Genomic DNA, 18,719 nt, shown 5'->3' with positions numbered 1-18,719 from the left:
TTTGTCACAACGCCCCCTGGGGCTCAGATCGGACCGTTTCCATGCGCATTGCTTCCCGCCGCCTGTTGCTGGCCGCCGCCGTTGCCGGCTTGCCCATCCTTCCCGTGTTCGCCCAGCAGGCCAAGGAAATCAAGGTCGGCTATGCGCTGGCGATCAACTCGCATTACGGCGCGGCCGCCCAGGCCTGGGCCGACACGGTCGAGAAAGGCACCAACGGCGCCTTCAAGTTCAAGCAGTTCCCCTCCAGCGCCCTGGGTGGCGAGCGCGAGCTGATCGAAGGCCTGCAGCTGGGCACCGTGGAAGCGGTGATCGTCTCCACCGGCGCCCTCAGCAACTTCGTGCCCGATGTGGGCGTGGTGGACATTCCCTTCCTGTTCCGCGACACGGCCCACGCCCGCGCGGTGCTGGACGGCCCGTTCGGCCAGGACCTGCTGGGCAAGTTCAAGGGCCGGGGCCTGATCGCCCTGGCCTGGGGCGAGCAGGGCTTTCGCCACCTGACCAACAACAAGCACCCGGTGAGCACGCCGGCAGACCTCAAGGGCCTCAAGATCCGCGTGACCGAGAACCCCGTGCACATCACGGCCTTCCGCACGCTGGGCGCCTCGCCCACGCCCATGTCTTGGCCCGAGGTGATCGGTGCGCTGCAGCAGGGCACTATTGATGGCCAGGAAAATCCGATGTCGGTGATCGTTTCCGCCAAGCTGCCGCAGGTGCAGAAATACCTTTCGCTGACCGGCCACGTCTATGCGCCCATGGCGCTGATCGTGTCGCCCAACCTCTGGTCGAGCCTCAGCGATGCGCAGAAGGCCAGCTTCACCCAGGGTGCCAAGGCGGGTGCGGCGGCCTCGCGCAAGTTCGTGGACGACGTGGAGCAAAAGGGCCTGGCAGACGTCAAGGCGGCCGGCATGCAGGTCGTGGAGTCGGTCGACAAGTCGGCCTTCCAGAAGGCCCTGGAGCCCGCCTACAAGCAATACGCCACCAAGTTCGGCCAGAAGACGCTGGACCAGATCACCGGCACGAAGTGATGGTGGCCGGCGCGACCGGAGCCTGTCTGGCGTGCGCTTTTCCTCTGCCCGGCCTGGCCGGGCTTTTTCCTTTGTGATTGACCGACCGATAGATTGGCACCGGCAGGTGCCCTCCCTCCCATGCTGAACCGATTCAAGCGCGCGCTGGTGGCCTGCAACCGCTGGCTGCTCATCATCTTGCTGCTGGCCATGGCCTGCATCGTCTTCGCCAACGTGGTGCTGCGCTACACCACGGGCGATTCCATCGTCTGGGCGGAGGAGGTGGCCCGGCACCTGATGATCTGGGGCACGTTCCTCGGGGCCGGACTGGTGCTGCGCTTCGGCGGGCACGTGGCCATCGACAACCTGCACCACACGCTGGGGCAGACTGGCGCGCGCTGGCTGCGTGGGCTGATCGTGGCGGGGCTGGGCGTGTTCTTTCTGGTGATGGCGTGGTTCTCGGTGCAGTATGTGTGGGCCACGCGGTTCCAGACCACGCCGGCCACCGACATCGCGTTCGCCTGGATCTATTCGGCGATGCCGGTGGGCTTCCTGCTGCTGTTCGTGCACCTGCTGTTCATGGCCCGGGGCTATGTGATTCATGGCAGCTATGTCGAGTCCGACGAGATGGACGCCGAGTCCGCTGCGTCGCTGTGATGTTCCGAAGGACCTGACCCATGGCCATCACCCTCTTCGTTTCCGCCATCGTCCTGATGGCGCTGGGCTTTCCCGTCGCATTCGCGCTGGCCATGTCGGCCGCGATCGCAGTGTTCGTGGGCGGGCGCTATCCGCAGCTGATCGTGTTCAAGGAGATGTTCACCGGCATCGACAGCTTCCCGCTGATGGCGGTGCCGTTCTTCATTCTCGCGGCCGAGATCATGTCCGGCGGCGCGCTCACCGTGGTGCTGCTGCGCTTCGCGGCGCAGTTCGTGGGCCACCTGCGCGGCGGGCTGGGGCATGCCAACATCCTGTCGCTCACGCTGTTCTCGGGCATCTCGGGCTCTGCCCTGGCCGATGCGGCGGGGCCCGGCTCGATGATGGTCAAGATGATGGACAAGGCCGGCTATTCGCGCGCCTACGCGGCGGCGCTCACCGCCAGCACCGCCATCGTGGGCCCCATCATTCCGCCCTCGATCATCATGATCATCTATGCGCTGCAGGACGAGCAGGTGTCGGTGGGGGCGCTCTTCATCGCCGGCTTCGCGCCCGGGCTGCTGATTGCCGCGGCCATGGCGCTCGTCAACTGGCGCGTGTGCGTGCGCCGCGATTACCGATCGCGCGAGCCGCGGCCGAGCCGGGCGGAGATGCTGTCCAACAGCATCCGCGCCATCCCGGCGTTGATGCTGGTCGTGCTGATCCTGGTGGGCATCCGCTTCGGGATCTTCACGCCCACCGAGGCGTCGGTGGTGGCGGTGTTCTATGCGCTCATCTGCGGCAAATGGATCTACCGTACGCTGGAATGGAAGGCGCTGCCCCACATCGCCGCGCGCTCGGCCTTGCTGACGGCATCGGTGCTGCTGGTGGTGGCCGCGTCGGCCGCTTTCGCCTGGGTGCTGACGATCGAAGGCATTCCCCAGCAACTGGCGGAGACCATCGTGGGGTGGAACCTGTCGCCCGTCACCTTCCTGATCGCGGTGAACATCCTGCTGCTGCTCTTCGGCATCTTCATGGAGCCGCTGCCGGGCGTGATGATCCTCGTGCCGATCCTGGCGCCCATCTCGGCGGCGCTGGGCATCGATCCGATCCACTTCGCGATGGTGGTGATCGTCAATCTCACCCTGGGCATGATCACGCCGCCCGTGGGCGGGCTGCTGTTCGTGACCTCGGTGGCCACCAAGGTGCCGCTGGCGGCCCTCACGCGGGAGCTGCCGCCCTTCCTGCTGGCGCACCTGGCGGTGCTGATCCTGCTGACTTTCGTGCCGGCCATCTCGACCTGGCTGCCGCACGCGCTGGGGTTCTGACCCCACGCACGAGGGCATGAAAAAAGCGCGGCAACGGCCGCGCTTTTTCTTTGTGGGGCGCCGTGGGCGCCCCGCCGTCAAACCGCCTTGCGCGCCGTGACGATGAAGCCCTGCACGGGCGCGTTGTTCTCGTAGCGCAGCACGGTGTCTTCCACCTCCACGGTCTCGAAGCCCGCTGCCTTGCACAGCGCCACCACGTGGCTGCGCTTGTGGGCGTAGCGGCCGCTGGGCTGCAGCACCATGTCCGGGCCCGCTTCGTCCGAGGTCTCGCACGAGAAGATCAGCTCGCCCTGGGGCACCAGGATGCGCAGGGCGTTGGGAACGGTCTCGGTGAGGTCGCCGGTGTAGATGAACACGTCCAGCGCGGCCAGCACGTCGTAGATGGCGTCGGGCGTTTCCTGCAGCGCGTCGAGCAGGTTGACGTGGTGGAAGCGGTCGTACACGTTGTGGCGGCCGGCCTGCTCGATCATCTTCATCGAGATGTCCACGCCGATCAGGAAGCCGTCCAGCCTGCCCAGGCACACGCCGAGCAGGCCCGTGCCGCAGCCCAGGTCCAGCAGGTTGAGCTTCTTGTCCGGAAAGCGTTCGAGGATCTTGTCCGCCACGCGCTTGGGCAACTGGTAGCGCAGGCCGCGCACCATGTGCTGGTCGTACATCTCGGCCAGGCTGTCGAAGAGGCCGCGGTTCAACTCCGGCGGCTGGTGCTTCGGCGTCACGCCATGGGCCAGCGCGGCGTAGTAGGCATAGACCGAGTCGCCAGGGGCCAGTTCCAGCAGCGTGGTGGTGTCGGCGACGGCACGGGCGGGCGTGCCCGCGGCAAGGTGCGCCTTCACGCGGCCGAGCAGCGATTCGGTGTCGGCCGGGTTCTCTGCGATCAGGCCGCTCCACAGCTCGACGGATTCGGCGTGCGCGCCCTGGCCGCTCAGGTCGCGCGCTAGCTGGCGGCGCAGTTGCGCATCGCCCGGCACGAGTTCCAGCCCGCGGCGCAGGTGGCGCACGGCCATGTCCAGTTGGCCCGCGCGGTGTGCGACGTCGATCACGCCGGCCAGCACCACCAAGTTGTTGGGTTCGATCAGGGCAACCTTCTCCGCGGTGCTCACCGCTTCGTCGAACTGGTTCTGGCGCGCCAGCAGCAGGGCCAGTTCCAGCAGGCCAGGGCCCCAGTCCGGCGAGATCGCCACGGCATGGCGCAGCGCCTTGAACGCCTTGGGCAGGTTGCCGGCCTTCTCCGCCATCAGGCCCGCCAACATGAACACGCGCGGGTCGTTGGGGGACTGCTGCTGGGCCTTGTTCAGCGTCAGCGCGGCTTTCTGGAGTTCGCCCTGGGCGATCTGCGTCCTGGCGGTTTCAAGGTGTTGGCGGTTGGGGTCTGCGAGGGGTGTTGCGCTCATGTCGGGAGGGGCAAATAGGGGGAAGCGCGCATGCTCGGCGCCTTCAGGATGGGTGGACGATTATCCCGGATTCGCTGCGGGTCCCGTTCGGGCATTGGCCGCGCTGCGACGAGGGCGTTGCACCACGCCTGCGCGGGGCCGGCCCAGGCCTGAAAAAAGGCCGCTGCGACCCGACGGGCGGCAGCGGCCTTCCACCTTGGGCGAGCAGTGATCGTTCAGCGCGAGAGTTCGTCGCCCACGGCGCGCACCAGCTCGCCGCCATCGCCCGACAGCTCCCAGAACATCATGCCGCGCAGGTGGGCCAGCTTTACGAAGCGCGCCTTCTCGCGCAGGGTCTGCGCATCGTCGAAGGTCCAGAACGTGGTGCCGTCGAACAGCCAGGCCGAGCGCGCATGGGCATCCCAGTAGCGGGTGAAGCCCGGCTTGGCCTGGAGGGTCTGGTAGTCCTCGATGCCCGCCTCGTACGTGCCGGCGGGAATGCCCGTGGCCGGCTGGTACAGGCCGCGCTGGGCGTTGGTCACGCCCGTCCAGCCGCGCGAATACAGCGGCGCCCCGACGACGATCTTGTGCGCGGGCACGCCCGCCTGCAGGTATCTGCCCACGGTCTCGACCACCGAGAGTTTCTGCGCGCGGGCCGGGTCGTTCGGGTTCGGCGCGAGCGCGGCCTGGTGGTTGGTGGTGCTTTCCCAGGCGCCGTGCAGGTCATACGCCATCACGTTGATGAAGTCGAGCGACCGGGCCACCTCGGCCAGTTCGATCTTGGCGGCGGTCTGCGGGCCGGCTGGCGCGGCGATGGTCAGGCGCAGCTGCGGATCGACCGCGTCGAGCTGGCGGCGGAACTCCTGCAGCAGCAGCGTGAAGTTGCGGGTGTCTTCGGGCCGAACGGTGTTGCCCTCGGCGCCTTCCGCGGCCGGGTATTCCCAGTCGATGTCGATGCCGTCGAACACGCCGGCGGCCGGCCCGTTGCCCGCGGTGCTGCCGTCGGTCCGGCCCTTGATGAACAGGTCGATGCAGGAAGTGACCAGCGCGCTGCGGGATTCGGCGGTGAGCGCGGCATCGGAGAACCATTTCGATCCGTTCCAGCCGCCCAGTGCGATCAGGACCTTGGTGCCGGGGTAGGCCCGCTTGAGTGCGAGCAGCTGCTGGAAGTTGCCGCGCAGCGGCTGGCTGGCATCGACCGCCTGGCCGTCCACGCTCTCTTCGGCGGCCCAGGCGCGCTCCACGTCGGCGTAGGCATCTCCCAGCTGGCAGACCACCGGGCCGGCGCCGCCGGCCTGCGCGGGCTGAACGTTGCCGAACGCGTAATTGATGGTGGTCACCGCGGGAACGCCTCCCTGGGCGACCAGGTCCTTGACCTTGAAGTTGCGCGCATAGATGCCCCACGAGGTGAAGTAGCCGACGACTTCGCGCGGCGGGCTGCCGTTGCCTCCGCCAGGGCCGTGGCCCGGTCCGTGGCTCCAGGCGCTGGTGGCCATGAGGGCCATCAGGGGAATGGCCGCAATCTGTTGGATCAAGGTGCGCATGGCGGAAAAACCTCCGAGATGTTGTTGGGGCGGCCACTATAGCGAAATTCCACCTTTTGGAATGTTTGAAATTTCCCTGCAAAATGCCGGGCCGCGAGCGCCATCAACTTGTCATGCGGGCCCGCTAAGGTCCGGCGCTGTCCATCCCTGCCATCTACCTTGTCCGAAGAGCCGTCCATGTTCAGACCCCTTGCCTGCGCTGCCATCCTCTCCGTGTGCCTTGCCGCCTGTGGGGGCAGCGACGGCGGTGCCCGCGACATCAGCGTGCGCCTGATCGGCGAGCAGACCGTGCCGAACACGCTGCAGGTGGGCGGCACGCTGGTGGGGGGGCTTTCGGGCATCGACTACGACGCCGCGCGCGACACCTGGGTGCTGGTCAGCGACGACCGCTCGGACAAGAACCCCGCGCGCTTCTATACCGCACGCCTGCAGTTCGACCCATCCACATTCGCGCCCGTGCAGTTCCTGGGCACCATGCCGTTGCGCCAGGCGGACGGCAGCGTGTACCCCGCGCGCACGGCCTCCACGGCGACCAGCCCCGTGCCCGATCCAGAGGCGATCCGCATCGATCCGCGCGATGGCAGCCTGTGGTGGACCAGCGAGGGCGATCGCAGCCTGGGCCTGGACCCGTTCGTGATGCACGCCGATGCGAGCGGCCGGGCCCTGGGCGCGTTGCCCTGGCCTGCGGCTTACCGCATGTCGCCCACGCAGGCGACCGGCGCGCGCAACAACCTCACGCTGGAGGGGCTCAGCTTCTCGGCCGACGGCGCATCGCTGTGGGCCGCCATGGAGGCGCCGCTCTATCAGGATGGGCCGGTGCCCACGCCCACGGCGGGCGCGTATTCACGCCTGCTGCAGTACAGCCGCAGCGGTGCGCTGCTGCGTCAGGTGGCCTATCCGGTCGATCCCATCCAGGCGGTGCCGGGCACGGGCAAGAACGCGGACAACGGCGTTTCGGAAATGCTGGCGGTGGACGACCACCGCTTCCTGGTGCTGGAGCGCTCGGGCGTGCAGGGCAGCGACGATCTGTACCGCATGTACATCCGCCTGTACGAGATCGACACCGAAGGCGCCAGCGACGTGAGCGGCATGGCCTCGCTGGGTTCGGGCGGCTTCACGCCGGTGCGCAAGCGCCTAGTGCTCAACCTGAACACGCTGGGCCTGCGCACGCTGGACAACATCGAGGGCATGGCCTGGGGGCCGCGTCTGGCCAACGGCCACCGCAGCCTGGTGATGGTGTCCGACAACAACTTCAACGACACGCAGATCAGCCAGTTCCTCGCGTTCGAGGTGCTGTCCGAATAGCCGGCCGCGCTAGGCCCGCCCCGTCAGGCGAAGACGCCAGCCGTGTCCTGCATGCGCGCCGATACCTCACCCAGGTGGTGCAGCGTGTCGCCGTACGTCATCTCCAACTGGGTGAGCGTCTTGAAGTAGTGGCTGCCGATGTATTCGTCGGTCACGCCGATGCCGCCGTGCAACTGCACCGACTGCTGGCCCACGAAGCGCATCGACTGGCCCAGCTGCACCTTGGCGCGGGCGATGGCGCGGCGGCGCTCGTCCGCCGGCGCGTTGAGCTTGAGGCTGGCGTAGTAGCTCATCGAGCGCGCCAGCTCCAGCTGCATCTTCATGTCGGCCACGCGGTGGCGCAGGGCCTGGAAGCTCGCGATCACCACGCCGAACTGCTTGCGCTGGTTCATGTAGTCCACGGTGAGCGATACCGCCTGGTCCATCACGCCCACGGCCTCGGCGCACACGCCGGCGATGCCGGTGTCCACCGCCAGGGCCAGCGCGGCCAGGCCGTCGGTAGTGACGAGCGTGGCGGGTGCGTCGGCCAGCTGCACCTCGGCCGCGCGGCTGCCGTCCTGCGTGACGTAGCCGCGCGTGGTGACGCCCGGGGCGCTGCGTTCGACCAGGAAGAGGGCGATCGCGCCCTCCCACTGGGCGGGCACCAAGAAGGCGTCGGCCTGGTCGCCGGCCGGGACGATGCTTTTGATGCCGGTCAGCGCATGGCCTGATGGCGCCGCTGTCGCCGTGGCTTCGCACACGTCGAGGCGGTAGCGGGCCTTGCGCTCCTGCTGCGCCAGCACCACCAGGGTCTCGCCGCTGGCGATGCGTGGCAGCCAGTCGGCCTGCACGGCTTCGGGCGCGTACTGGCCCAGCACGCTGCTGGAGATGAAGGCCTGGGCGAGCGGCTCCAGCACGATGCCCCGGCCCAGTTCCTCCAGGGCCACCATGGCGTCCACCGGGCCCTGGCCCAGGCCGCCGTGCGCCTCGGGCACGGTCAGGGCCGTGAGGCCCAGCTCGGCCAGTTCGTTGTAGGCCGCGCGGTCGAAGCCGCCGGCCGCGACGATGCCGCGGCGGCGCTCGAAGGTGTAGCCCTTGTCCACCCAGCGGCGCACCGCGTCGCGCAGCGATTGCTGGTCGTCCGAGAAATCAAAGTCCATTTTTTTCACTCCTGGCGAAGTTCTCGCCCTGGCGGGAGGGGGTGGGGTTCAGCCCAGAACGGTCTGGGCGACGATGTTGCGCTGCACCTCGTTGGAGCCGCCGTAGATGGTGGTCTTGCGCAGGTTGAAGTAATTCGCGGCCAGCGGTGCGTTGGCCACCTCGCCGCCCGGGAATCCGCCCAGCGCGCCGGCGCTCGCATCGCCCTGCCAGCCGGCCTCCATCGCCTCTTCGATGAAGGGCAGGCTGAAGGGGCCGGCGGCCAGCATCATCAGTTCGGCATAGCGCTGCTGGATCTCGCTGCCGCGGATCTTGAGCAGGCCCGCGATGTCCAGCGAGTTCTTGCCCGATTTTTCGGCCGACAGCACCCGCAGCACCAGCATTTCCAGCGCCACGATGTCCACCTCCAGCAGGGCGATCTGGTCGCGAAAGCGCAGGTCGTCGTACAGCCCCTCGGCGCGGGCGATGCGCTTCAGGCGCTCCAGTTCGCGCTTGCTGCGGTTCACGTCGGCGATGTTGGTGCGCTCGTGGCTCAGCAGGTGCTTGGCGTAGGTCCAGCCCTTGTTCTCTTCGCCGATCAGGTTTTCGGCGGGCACCTTCACGTTGTCGAAGAAGACCTCGTTGACCTCGCACTCGCCGTCCAGCAGCTTGATGGGCCGCACCGTGACGCCGGGCGACTTCATGTCGAGCAGCAGGAAAGAGATGCCGGTCTGCGGCTTGCCCTCGTTGCTGGTGCGCACGAGGTTGAACATCCAGTCGCCGTATTGGCCCAGCGTGGTCCAGGTCTTCTGGCCGTTGACTACGTAGTGGTCGCCCACGCGCTCGGCGCGCGTCTTGACCGAGGCCAGGTCGGAGCCCGCGCCCGGCTCGCTGTAGCCCTGGCTCCACCACACCTCGCCGCTGGCGATGCCGGGCAAGAAGCGCTTTTGCTGTTCGGCATTGCCGAAGGCCATGATGACGGGCGCCACCATCACCGGGCCGAAGGGGATGATGCGCGGCGCGCCGGCCAGGGCGCATTCCTCTTCGAAGAGGTGCTTTTGCACGGCGGTCCAGCCCGGGCCGCCGAACTCCTTGGGCCAGCCGAAGCCCAGCCAACCCTTCTTGCCCAGGATCTTGGCCCAGCCCTGCATGTCGCCCCGCGTCAAGCGCAGGGCGTTGTGCACCTTGTGGGAAATCTCCGGGGGGAGATGCTCTTTGACCCAGGCGCGAATCGTTTCGCGGAAGGCCTGTTCTTCGGGGGTGAATGCGAGATCCATGCGGTGTGTCTCCTCGGGCTGCCGGTTCGAGCCGATCCGCCGGTTGTAGCACGGTCGTGCTTTTTACTCCTGTCCGGGCGGAGACACGGACGCAGCGCCTTCCTGCTCCGGTGCCTCCAGCCCCAGTTCCTGGCACAGGCGCTGCACCGTGGCGCGCAACTGGGTCACTTCGGCCTCCAGGGCGGCCACGCGCGGGGCCAGTCCCTGGGCGGCGGGGGCCTCGGCGGCCGAAGCACCGGCGGCGTACTGGCTCGCATCGACCGGGCCGCACAGCAGGTGGGCCCAGCGCTGCTCGCGGGCGCCGGGCGCGCGCGGCAGCTGCACCACCAGCGGGCCGCCTTTTTCTTCGCTGCGCGACTGCAGCTCGTCCAGGAAGGCCTCCACCGAGGAGATGTCGGCGAACCGGTGCCAGCGTTCGGAGTTGATGCGCAGCTCGCCCGCGGTCTGCGGCCCGCACAGCATCAGCAGGGAAAGCAGCACCGCCGACTGGTCGGGCACGCCGATGCCGCGCGGGAAGTTGTGCTCGAATTTCGTCGCCCGGTTGCCGCCGATTTCGACCGCCAGCGTGCGCAGGCGCAGCGAATCGAGCGCCTCCTGCGCCTCGGCGTCGGTCAACTGCATCACCGGATCGCGGCTGCTCTTTTGGTTGCAGCCGGTCAGCACGCCGTTGAGCGTGAGGGGGTAGCTGTCGGGCACGGTGCGGGCCTTTTCCATCAGCGTGGCGAGCACGCGGGCCTCGGTTGGCGACAGGGGGCGGGTGCGGGGATCGAAGGGCATGGCGGGGGATAATTTCCGGCAATGAAGAACATCGTGATTTTGATCTCCGGCAGCGGCTCCAACATGGCAGCCATCGTGAATGCTTCGCGCCAACAGGATTGGGCCGGCCGCCACGGCGCCCGGGTGGTGGCCGTGCTGAGCAACAAGGCCGACGCCGCGGGCCTGGCCTGGGCCCGGGCCGAAGGGATCGCCACGGATTCGCTGGACCACCGGGCGTTCGATTCGCGCGAGGCCTTCGATGCGGCGCTGGCCGAGCGCATCGATGCGCATGCGCCGGCGCTGGTGGTGCTGGCGGGGTTCATGCGCATCCTGACGCCCGCGTTCGTGGCGCGCTACGCCGGGCGGCTGGTCAACATCCATCCCTCGCTGCTGCCCGCCTTTCCGGGGCTGCACACGCACCAGCGCGCCATCGATGCGGGCTGCGAGGTGGCCGGCGCCACCGTGCACGAGGTGACGGCCGAACTCGATTGCGGCCCCATCCTGGCCCAGGGCGTGGTGCCGGTGCTGCCCGGCGACACCGCGCCGGTGCTGGCCGCGCGTGTGCTGGCGCAGGAGCACGCCATCTACCCGCGCGCCGTGCTCAAACTGCTGCACCGGCTGGGCTGATCCGGACCGCGGGGCGGCGGCCCCCGCTCAGGACCAGCCGTCGAACACGCAGACCCGGTTGCGCCCCGAATCCTTGGCCACGTAGAGCGCCCGGTCGGCCCGCGCCAGCAGTGCGTGGGGATCGCTCACCTCTTCGAATCCCGCCGTGGCCACCCCGAAGCTGGCGGTGACCGGCCGGTACGGCCAGGTGCTGGCATTCAATGCCGCATGCAGCTTCTCGGCCACGAGGCGGGCGCCGGTGGCGTGCGTCTGGGGCAGCACCACGCAGAATTCCTCGCCGCCGAAGCGGGCCACGAAATCGCCCGCCCGCACGTGGCTGCGGACCACCTCGGCCGCATGCCGCAGGATGGCGTCCCCGGCCGGATGGCCCAGGTCGTCGTTGACGCTTTTGAAGTGGTCCAGGTCCACCATCACCAGGCTCAGCGGCTGTCCGGCCCGCTTGCCTTCGTCCCAGCTGGTGCGCAGCTGGCGGTCCAGGCAGCGCCGGTTCCACAGCCCGGTGAGCCCGTCGGTCATGCTCTCCAGTTCGAGGCCGGCCATGGCCTGGCGCAGCTCCAGCTGGGTCACCACCTGGCGGGCCAGCGATTCGAGCGCGCGGCGCTCGGCGTCCGTCAGGGTGCGGGGCTCGCGGTCGATCACGCAGACGGTGCCGATGGGCATGCCGTCCGAGGTCACCAGCGGCGCGCCGGCATAAAAGCGGATGCCCGGCTCGCCGGTGACCAGCGGGTTGCCGGAAAAACGCGGGTCCAGGTGCGCATCGGGCACCTCGAACACATAGTCGGGCTGCAGGATGGCATGGGCGCAGAAGGCCAGCTCCCGCGGCGTCTCGGGCGTGTCGATGCCGGTGCGCGACTTGAACCACTGCCGCTCCGCATCGATGAGCGAAATCAGCGCGATCGGCGTCTGGCACACCGCCGACGCCAGCATGGTGAGGTCGTCGAAGGCCTGCTCGGGGTTGGTGTCGAGCACCCGCAGCTTGTCCAGGGCCTCCAGGCGCTGCGCGTCGTTGAAGGGCAGGGGGGCGCCCTGGGACGGGTCGGGGGCCGGGGGCATGGCGTCGGCGGGAGCGTCGGGTTTCTGGTTGGGGGGCATCAATGGCTTCACTGAAGGAACGACAGTGAGTGTGTACGCAGCATCCGGCCATTCCGTTGTATCCATTTGATACGGCTAGGGTCTTTTCCTGGGTCACCGAACGACAGCAGCGTGGGCGTGCGGATGCTTTTGCTATTAAAAATATAGCGATATACCATAGAAGATATTGTGCTGGAGCCGCTTTTGGCCCGAAGGCCTGCAGCGCAGGGTACCGGTCCACGCAGCTCGTCCACTGACGGGCTGTGCAGCACTGCGTGGACCGGCAAAACCAGGGGCCGGTCGCCCCGTGCCTGCGGGCGCGGCCGGCAGCCCTCTCAGGCCATGGCGCTCAAGGTGCTGGCGTTGCTGCTGGTCGTCCACGCGCTGGCGGTGGCCGCGTATTGCCGGCGTGCCTGTTCGGCCAGCTGGGCCAGGTCCAGCCGCTGGCCGCTGCGGGAGGCGGTGCCGTCGTCCTGGCCGGTACCGCTGCTGCTGCTGCTGGCCGTGTTGGTGGCATTGGCCGTCGCCCACTGCGTCAACTGGTCGATGAACGACGACGACTCGCTGGCGCTGAGCTGCTGGTCGCCGTCGGTGTCGATGGCATTGAACAGCGCGGTGACCGCATCCGTCGTGCTGCCGGACGTGTTGGTGGTGCTGGCCGCCGCCAGTTCCGAGGCCGACACGACACCGTCTTCGTTCGTGTCCAGCACGTCGTAGGTGGTGCTGCCGGAGGATGCGCTCGCGCTGCCGGCGCCCCCCGCTCCCCCCGGCCCGCCTGGGCCACCCGGTCCGCCTGGCGGGGGCGGCATGCCGCCCGCCTGCGGTCCGCCCGCGCCGCCCTGGCCCGAAGGCCGGCCGGCATCGAACTCCGCCTGCGACAGGCTGCCGTCGCCGTCCGCGTCCAGCTGGCCGAACAGTTCGTCGCTGCTGGTGCCGGTGGCGCTGGCCGTGCCGCCGGAGACTTTCTCCAGCAGGAACTGCAGTTCGTCCTGGCTCACCTTGCCGTCACCGTCGCCGTCCACCTTGCCGAACAGGTCGTCGCCGGCCTGGCCGGTGGCGCCGCTGCCGGCGTCGCTGCGCGACTGGGCGAAGTCCATGGTGGAGCGCTGCGGCAGCACGCTTTCCAGCGTCTTGGACAGCTCGTCGCTGCTCAGGCTGCCGTTGCCGTCGCTGTCGTACTTCTGGATCAGGTCCGAAGCGCTGGTGCTGCTGTCCACACCGCTTTTCTTCGCCACCTTGTCCAGCAGCCCCTGCAGCTCGGTGCCGTCAACGCCGCCGCTGCCATCGGCATCCAATTTTCCGAACAGGCGCTCCGGCGAAGGCCCGGGGCGCGAAGCCCGCTGGACGCTCGCACTGGACCACGCGCTGCCGACACTACTGATGGTCGTCATCATCGTTCCTTTCGTTCCAAGGGTTGGCGGCTGCCGCGCCGTCGTGCGTCCCGGGAGCGGGGCGCGCGCACCGGCAGCAGCCTGCAGCCCATTCTTGGAAGCGCCGGTAACGGCGGTTTGTCCCGTTTGTATCGGGCCTGGTACGAAAGGGTTCGCCATGGCGCGAACAGCGGGGAAAAAGCCCGCCAGTTCCCGCGCAACGCCGCGCGGTCGCTGCGTACACTGGGGCGGCAACCCCGCTTTTCCGCCCGCTCCCATGCAACACATCTTGGTGGTCGATGACGACGACGACATCACCGCGCTGCTGACGCAGTACCTCGCCCGCTTCGGCTATGCCACCCATGCGGCGCGCGATGCGCAGACCCTGCGCGAGCGCATGGCCGCGCAGGCCATGGACCTCGTCGTGCTGGACATCATGCTGCCCGGCACCGACGGCATCACCCTGGCGCGCGAGCTGCGCGAGCGCTCGGCCGTGCCCATCATCATGCTCACCGCGCGCGCCAATCCGTACGACTGCGTGCTCGGGCTGGAAATGGGCGCCGACGACTACATGAGCAAGCCCTTCGAGCCGCGCGAGCTGGTCGCGCGCATCCAGAACGTGCTGCGGCGCGCGGCGGGCCGTCCCGCCGCCGAGCCCGCGGTGCCGGACGACGTGGTGCGCTTCGACGGCTGGGCGCTGCACAGCGTGGAGCGCCATCTCGTCTCGCCCTCCGGCGTCACCGTGCCGCTCACCAACGCCGAATACCGCCTGCTGTGCACCTTCCTGCGCATGCCGCGGCGCGTGTGCAGCCGCGACCAGCTCATGGAGCATGCGCGTGGCCGCACCATGGATTCGTTCGAGCGCAGCATCGACCTGCTGGTCTCGCGCCTGCGCCACAAGCTGTCGGACGACCCGCGCGCACCCGCCTTCATCCGCACGGTGCGCGGCGTGGGCTACCTGTTCCATACCCAGACCGTGCAGGGGCTGGCGGGCAGGGCGCAGTGACGCAGGCCGCGGCCACCGCGCCGACGGCGCCCGCGCGCACAGGGTGGCGGCGCTGGCTGCCGGACACCCTGTTCGGCCGGCTGGCGTTGCTGCTGTTCGTGGCCGTCACGGCCAGCCACGTGCTGGCCCTCACGCTGATGTTCGAGCTGCGCCCGGCCGGCATGGGCCCGCCACCACCACCGGAGGCCGCCATGGATGGCGATGCCGCGCGGCGCCCGCCACCCGCCCGGCCACCCGAATCCGGTGGCCCCTCGCGAGAACGCCGCCCCGGCTTCCTGCACGCGGGCCTCGCGCTGGACATCGGGGTGCGGCTGCTGGCCCTCATGCTCGCGGCCTGGTGGGGCGCGCGCTGGCTGTCCCAGCCCATCCATCGGCTGGCCCGCGTCGCGCGCGACCTGGGCGGCGATCTGCACGGCCCGCCGCTGCCTGAGGACGGCCCCGCCGAATGCCGCGAGGCCAGCCGCGTCTTCAACCAGATGCAGGCGCGCATCCGCCAGCAACTGGCCGAGCGCGACGGCTTCGTGGCCGCCGTGTCGCACGACCTGCGCACGCCGCTCACCCGGCTGCGGTTGCGCGCCGAAACCCTGCACGACGACGGCGAGCGCGAACGCTTTTGCCGCGACATCGGCGAGATGGACGCCATGATCACCGCCACGCTCGACCACCTGCGCGGCGTGGCCCATGCCGAGCCGGTGGCGCCGCTGGACATCGGGGCGTTGCTGCAGAGCCTGGTGGACGACGCGCAGGACTGCGGCCACGCCGTCACGCTGCAGGGCAGCGCGCGGCCGCTGCCGGCGCGGGTGGGCGCGCTGCGCCGCTGCATCGGCAACCTGGTGGGCAATGCCGTGCGCTACGGCGGCGGCGCCGAGATCACGCTGAGCGACGATGGCGCCGCGGTGCGCATCGCCGTGCGCGACCACGGACCCGGCCTGCCCGAGCAGGAGCTGGACCGGGTGATGCAGCCCTTCTACCGCGTGGAAGGCTCGCGCAACCGGCACAGCGGCGGCGTGGGCCTGGGGCTGTCGATCGCGCACGACATCGCGCAGCGCCACGGCGGCAGCCTGCAGCTGTGCAATGCGCCGGGCGGCGGGCTGATCGCCACCGTGACCCTGCCGCGCGGGGGCGGGGCCGGCCAGGCAATGTGTTTGCTACAAAAACAATAGCTACGGAGGCAATCAACCTCCTGGCGCTGGTACGTCGGCGCATCGAATCGCCCTGGCAGGGGCCCGGCAGGGAATGGCCCGCGTCGCCCGCGCTCCGGCTAAGACCGTTGGAAGAAATGGCGCAGCCGCTGCGCGATTCCCCCGGAGGAGGCATGCGCTGGCGCGGTGGAGGCTGCCGCCGCGGCCGGCAAGCGGGCTTGCGCTTTGGCCTGGGCCTTGGCCCGCGCCTTGTCCTCGGCATCGAACAGATCCTGCAGGGTGACCCTCGTCGCTTGTGCCTCCAGCTCGGGCTCCTCGGCGATGGTGAACAGGGTCCGGCCTTGCAGTCGGGCCATCGCGGCTTGCACCTCGGGGCTCTCGTCGGTCTGGATCTCCTCGGCGTGTGCCGAATCCGGTACAGGCTGCGCTGCGGGCGGCGGTTCCTGCCGGATCTCCGGGTGCGTCCCGGAAGGGGCTTGCGCCGCCGGTGGCTCCACTGCGGGGCGGGGGGGCGATGCGGCAAAAGCCAGTCCGGCGCTCACGTTCATGTAGCTAATGGCGGAGTCCACGTCGGACGCCCGCTGGCTGGCGGTGCTGTCCAGGGGCTGGCGCGGCCGGGGCGCCGCCTGTGGCTTGGAATGGCGCCCCACCAGGCCGGACAGCAGGCCGCCACCGCCGTGGCTGCTGCTGCGGCTGCTGCTGGCCTTGGGCGCCATACCCGCTGTTGTCCCGGACGCGGACGACGGCGGCGCGTTGGGGGTGGGACGGGAGTGCGGCAGCAGTTTGGAAAATTTCACGGGCCAGGCCTTTGCTTCGACTGGCACAGGCCAGAAGATGAAGGAGGATGGTGCTCCCGCCGCAGTGGAATTTGCTTTGCCGCACGAACACGCCGTGCTCCGTCCGAAGCTGGCGTATCGCAACGCATCAGAATTAATCTGCTATAAAAATAATAGCTATCAAGGCAATCGGATCTAGGGCATTAGGCACTTCTATGGCTTGGCCGTGGGCACGGCTTCCGGCGATGCCTGCACCCGCTGAAAGCGCGGCTGCGCCCGCCCGTCGATCACCACGGTTTCCTCGAACATCGTGGCGGGCCGCACCCACAGCCCCCGCTCGCCGTAGAGCGCGCGGTACAGCGTCATGGGCTCCAACGTCTCGCTGTGGCGGGCGGTGTCGATCACCTCGTACAGAAGGCCCTTGTAGTGGCGATAGAGACCGGGCGGGGTGGGGCGCAGGGCGGGAAGGTCGTCGGTCATGGATACGATGGCGGATTGGCAAACGGGGGATGGCGGGACATGGACCAGGCGGATTTCGTGCACATGGTGCGCATGAGCGAGCACGCGAGCGCTGAAGACTCCAGCGCGTACCGGCGCAGTGTCGCCGCTTTCGCGGCCCTGGGGTACGCCTGGGTGGTGGGTTGCCTGCTGTTGTCGGTGGGGCTGCTGGCCTGGGTGTTGCCCCAGTTGCTGCATGGCCGCTTTCGCGTGGCCTACGTGTGGGTGGTGCTCGGGGCGGGCGGCCTGCTGTGGACCTGCCTGCGCGCGCTCTGGGTGCGCATCGATGCGCCCGATGGCCTGCCCATCACGGCGGCCGATGCGCCCGGCCTGTTCGAGGCGCTGGAGCGCATCCGCACCAAGGTCAAGGGCCCGGCGCTGCACGGCGTGTACCTGGACGGCGACTTCAACGCCAGCATTCGGCAGACGCCGCGCTGGGGCCTGTTCGGCGGCGCGGTCAACCACCTCACCATCGGCCTGCCGCTCGTCATGGCGCTGGACAAGCCGCGCCTGATGGCCGTGCTGGCGCACGAATACGGCCACCTGCGCGGTGGCCACGGCCAATTCACCGCCTGGATCTACCGCACGCGGCTGGGCTGGCTGCGCCTGCACGAGGGCCTGCGCGACGGCAGCGGGCCGGTGGCGGCGGCCACGCAGGCCTTCCTGCATTGGTACTTCCCGCGCTTCGCCGCGCGGACGTTCGCCCTGGCGCGCCAGGACGAATACGAGGCGGACCGCATCGCCGGCCGGTTGCTGGGACCCGACGTGGCCGCCGCGGCGCTGGCCGAGATCGAGATCAAGGCGGCCTGGCTGGCGGACGAGTTCTGGCCCGGGCACTGGCGCACGGCAGCCGCCCACCCGCTGCCGGCGGGCCCCTACGGCGCCCTGCGACGCCTGCTGGCGCTGCCGGTCGAGGCCGGCTTCGCCCAGGAGGCGCTGCGCCAGGCCGTGCGGCGCATCAGCGGCGTGGACGACACCCACCCGGTGCTGCGCGACCGGGTCGAGGCGCTCACCGGTGCGCGGCCCGCCCTGCCCGAGGGCTCGCGCCGCGGCGCCCTGTCGCTGCTGGGCCGCGATCCGCAGCGCTGGATCGACCATTTCGACCGCCTGTGGTGCCAGGAGAACGCCAGCGGCTGGAAGCAGCACCACGCCTGGCTGACCCGGGTGCGCGAACGGGCCGAGGCGCTGAAAGCCAGCGCAGCCCGCAACAACGCCGACGAAACCGTGGAATGGGCCACGCTGCTGCGCCACCTGGACCCCGCTGCCGATGTGCGCCCCCTGTACGAGGCGGCCCTTCAGCGCAGTAGCGAGCACGCCGGCGCGCTGCAGGGGCTGGCCCGTTGCCTGCCGGCCCCCGACCGGGAGGCCCGCCTGGCCGTTCTGGCGCGGCTGTGGGATGCGGCGCCGGCCCGGCGCTGGTGGGCGGCCAATGCCGCCGTCGCCGAACTGGAGACGGCGCGCCCGGGCCTGGAATACGACGCCGAAGCCCTCAAGCACTGGCGCGAGCGGTTGCGCCAGGCGGGCGAGGCCGAGGAGCGGGCCTGGGAGGAGCTGTCCACCCCGCCGTACTTCAGCCGGGTGGCGCGGCACGATCTCTCGCCGTTCGAACTGAGCGAGGTGCAGTCCGAACTGGCCCGTTGCCGCCCGGTGGCGAAATGCTGGATCGTGTGCAAGGCCCTGCGGGAGTTTCCGCAGCGGCGGGCCTACCTCGTCTTCGTGCTCCTGCCGGCCATGGACGATGAGGACCGCTACGGGCTGTGCCGCTGGCTGGAGCGAAACCTCAGTCTGCCCGGGCCGGCGCTCGTGCTGTGGGCGGGGGAGTCGCCCACGCTGCAGGAGATCGAGCGCTCGGCCTTCGCTCCGGTGCTGTCGAGATAGCACCGGCGAGGGCCTCGG

The 18,719-nt window shown here is 69.4% G+C and carries 17 protein-coding genes; 8 read left to right on the top strand and 9 right to left on the bottom strand.

The annotated features are described in order from the left end of the window. Positions 1–41 precede the first annotated feature (41 nt). From M5C96_RS18745 to M5C96_RS18735, 3 genes are all read left to right on the top strand, one after another. Entirely contained in the window at positions 42–1,025 is a 984-nt protein-coding gene (locus tag M5C96_RS18745) for a TRAP transporter substrate-binding protein (protein ID WP_272564647.1), read from the top strand. Positions 1,026–1,145: 120 nt separating this feature from the next. Then, positions 1,146–1,661 (top strand): TRAP transporter small permease, encoded by a 516-nt coding sequence (locus M5C96_RS18740; RefSeq protein ID WP_272564646.1) that lies wholly within the window; start codon positions 1,146–1,148, stop codon positions 1,659–1,661. A 20-nt stretch (positions 1,662–1,681) separates the two neighbouring features. Further along, entirely contained in the window at positions 1,682–2,965 is a 1,284-nt protein-coding gene (locus M5C96_RS18735; RefSeq protein WP_272564644.1) for a TRAP transporter large permease, read from the top strand. 77 nt (positions 2,966–3,042) lie between these two features. On the opposite strand, the gene M5C96_RS18730 is transcribed toward M5C96_RS18735, so the two are convergent. Together M5C96_RS18730 and M5C96_RS18725 are read right to left on the bottom strand one after the other, a co-directional pair. Continuing rightward, on the bottom strand, positions 3,043–4,356 hold the full coding sequence (locus tag M5C96_RS18730) for a tetratricopeptide repeat protein (RefSeq protein WP_272564643.1): 1,314 nt from the start codon (positions 4,354–4,356) through the stop codon (positions 3,043–3,045). Positions 4,357–4,571: 215 nt separating this feature from the next. Next, on the bottom strand, positions 4,572–5,879 hold the full coding sequence (locus M5C96_RS18725; protein WP_272564642.1) for a glycoside hydrolase family 18 protein: 1,308 nt from the start codon (positions 5,877–5,879) through the stop codon (positions 4,572–4,574). 177 nt (positions 5,880–6,056) lie between these two features. Between M5C96_RS18725 and M5C96_RS18720 the strand changes: the two genes are divergently transcribed. Beyond that, positions 6,057–7,184: an esterase-like activity of phytase family protein gene (locus M5C96_RS18720; protein ID WP_272564641.1), complete on the top strand. Its 1,128-nt coding sequence runs from the start codon at positions 6,057–6,059 to the stop codon at positions 7,182–7,184. 23 nt (positions 7,185–7,207) lie between these two features. Here the strand turns inward: M5C96_RS18720 and M5C96_RS18715 are convergent, their stop codons facing one another. The 3 genes from M5C96_RS18715 to M5C96_RS18705 form a co-directional block, all read right to left on the bottom strand. After that, positions 7,208–8,323 (bottom strand): acyl-CoA dehydrogenase family protein, encoded by a 1,116-nt coding sequence (locus tag M5C96_RS18715; RefSeq protein WP_272564640.1) that lies wholly within the window; start codon positions 8,321–8,323, stop codon positions 7,208–7,210. Positions 8,324–8,371: 48 nt separating this feature from the next. After that, positions 8,372–9,577, bottom strand: coding sequence for an acyl-CoA dehydrogenase family protein (locus tag M5C96_RS18710; protein ID WP_272564639.1), 1,206 nt, complete (start codon positions 9,575–9,577; stop codon positions 8,372–8,374). A gap of 63 nt (positions 9,578–9,640) precedes the next feature. Further along, positions 9,641–10,354: a YceH family protein gene (locus M5C96_RS18705; protein ID WP_272564638.1), complete on the bottom strand. Its 714-nt coding sequence runs from the start codon at positions 10,352–10,354 to the stop codon at positions 9,641–9,643. Positions 10,355–10,375: 21 nt separating this feature from the next. Here M5C96_RS18705 and purN point away from each other — a divergent pair, with 21 nt between their 5' ends. After that, positions 10,376–10,960 carry a phosphoribosylglycinamide formyltransferase gene (gene purN / locus M5C96_RS18700; RefSeq protein WP_272564637.1) on the top strand — a complete coding sequence of 195 codons (585 nt, stop codon included), beginning with the start codon at positions 10,376–10,378 and terminating at the stop codon, positions 10,958–10,960. Between the two features lie 27 nt (positions 10,961–10,987). On the opposite strand, the gene M5C96_RS18695 is transcribed toward purN, so the two are convergent. Then, positions 10,988–12,013 carry a sensor domain-containing diguanylate cyclase gene (locus M5C96_RS18695; protein WP_272564636.1) on the bottom strand — a complete coding sequence of 342 codons (1,026 nt, stop codon included), beginning with the start codon at positions 12,011–12,013 and terminating at the stop codon, positions 10,988–10,990. Between the two features lie 353 nt (positions 12,014–12,366). Continuing rightward, positions 12,367–13,422, bottom strand: a complete 1,056-nt coding sequence (gene xopAW, locus M5C96_RS18690) for a XopAW family type III secretion system calcium-binding effector (protein ID WP_272564635.1) — start codon at positions 13,420–13,422, stop codon at positions 12,367–12,369. A 256-nt stretch (positions 13,423–13,678) separates the two neighbouring features. Between xopAW and M5C96_RS18685 the strand changes: the two genes are divergently transcribed. Next, positions 13,679–14,407 carry a response regulator gene (locus M5C96_RS18685; protein WP_272564634.1) on the top strand — a complete coding sequence of 243 codons (729 nt, stop codon included), beginning with the start codon at positions 13,679–13,681 and terminating at the stop codon, positions 14,405–14,407. Then, on the top strand, positions 14,404–15,570 hold the full coding sequence (locus tag M5C96_RS18680) for an ATP-binding protein (protein WP_272564633.1): 1,167 nt from the start codon (positions 14,404–14,406) through the stop codon (positions 15,568–15,570). Before M5C96_RS18685 ends, M5C96_RS18680 begins: the two co-directional genes overlap by 4 nt. Before the next feature lie 98 nt (positions 15,571–15,668). Here the strand turns inward: M5C96_RS18680 and M5C96_RS18675 are convergent, their stop codons facing one another. Further along, complete coding sequence (locus tag M5C96_RS18675) at positions 15,669–16,346, bottom strand: hypothetical protein (protein WP_272564632.1); 678 nt, start codon at positions 16,344–16,346, stop codon at positions 15,669–15,671. A gap of 192 nt (positions 16,347–16,538) precedes the next feature. Then, entirely contained in the window at positions 16,539–16,805 is a 267-nt protein-coding gene (locus M5C96_RS18670; protein ID WP_272564631.1) for a DUF1653 domain-containing protein, read from the bottom strand. Between the two features lie 39 nt (positions 16,806–16,844). Between M5C96_RS18670 and M5C96_RS18665 the strand changes: the two genes are divergently transcribed. Beyond that, positions 16,845–18,701 (top strand): M48 family metallopeptidase, encoded by a 1,857-nt coding sequence (locus M5C96_RS18665; protein WP_272564630.1) that lies wholly within the window; start codon positions 16,845–16,847, stop codon positions 18,699–18,701. The last annotated feature ends 18 nt before the right edge of the window (positions 18,702–18,719 follow it).

The sequence above is a fragment of the Acidovorax sp. GBBC 1281 genome, from assembly GCF_028473645.1.
In the GTDB taxonomy this organism is placed as follows: domain Bacteria; phylum Pseudomonadota; class Gammaproteobacteria; order Burkholderiales; family Burkholderiaceae_C; genus Paracidovorax.
The sequence above is the reverse complement of the archived record's forward strand: the minus strand, read 5'-3'. Positions and strand labels throughout refer to the sequence as shown.

Excerpts from the sequence above, each read along its gene's own strand:
- M5C96_RS18725 (WP_272564642.1), bottom strand. The coding sequence starts at position 5,879 with ATGCGCACCTTGATCCAACAGATTGCGGCCATTCCCCTGATGGCCCTC.
- M5C96_RS18710 (WP_272564639.1), bottom strand. The coding sequence starts at position 9,577 with ATGGATCTCGCATTCACCCCCGAAGAACAGGCCTTCCGCGAAACGATT.
- M5C96_RS18720 (WP_272564641.1), top strand. The coding sequence starts at position 6,057 with ATGTTCAGACCCCTTGCCTGCGCTGCCATCCTCTCCGTGTGCCTTGCC.
- M5C96_RS18705 (WP_272564638.1), bottom strand. The coding sequence starts at position 10,354 with ATGCCCTTCGATCCCCGCACCCGCCCCCTGTCGCCAACCGAGGCCCGC.
- M5C96_RS18730 (WP_272564643.1), bottom strand. The coding sequence starts at position 4,356 with ATGAGCGCAACACCCCTCGCAGACCCCAACCGCCAACACCTTGAAACC.
- M5C96_RS18745 (WP_272564647.1), top strand. The coding sequence starts at position 42 with ATGCGCATTGCTTCCCGCCGCCTGTTGCTGGCCGCCGCCGTTGCCGGC.
- M5C96_RS18740 (WP_272564646.1), top strand. The coding sequence starts at position 1,146 with ATGCTGAACCGATTCAAGCGCGCGCTGGTGGCCTGCAACCGCTGGCTG.
- purN (WP_272564637.1), top strand. The coding sequence starts at position 10,376 with ATGAAGAACATCGTGATTTTGATCTCCGGCAGCGGCTCCAACATGGCA.
- xopAW (WP_272564635.1), bottom strand. The coding sequence starts at position 13,422 with ATGACGACCATCAGTAGTGTCGGCAGCGCGTGGTCCAGTGCGAGCGTC.
- M5C96_RS18665 (WP_272564630.1), top strand. The coding sequence starts at position 16,845 with ATGGACCAGGCGGATTTCGTGCACATGGTGCGCATGAGCGAGCACGCG.
- M5C96_RS18670 (WP_272564631.1), bottom strand. The coding sequence starts at position 16,805 with ATGACCGACGACCTTCCCGCCCTGCGCCCCACCCCGCCCGGTCTCTAT.
- M5C96_RS18695 (WP_272564636.1), bottom strand. The coding sequence starts at position 12,013 with ATGCCCCCGGCCCCCGACCCGTCCCAGGGCGCCCCCCTGCCCTTCAAC.
- M5C96_RS18685 (WP_272564634.1), top strand. The coding sequence starts at position 13,679 with ATGCAACACATCTTGGTGGTCGATGACGACGACGACATCACCGCGCTG.
- M5C96_RS18735 (WP_272564644.1), top strand. The coding sequence starts at position 1,682 with ATGGCCATCACCCTCTTCGTTTCCGCCATCGTCCTGATGGCGCTGGGC.
- M5C96_RS18715 (WP_272564640.1), bottom strand. The coding sequence starts at position 8,323 with ATGGACTTTGATTTCTCGGACGACCAGCAATCGCTGCGCGACGCGGTG.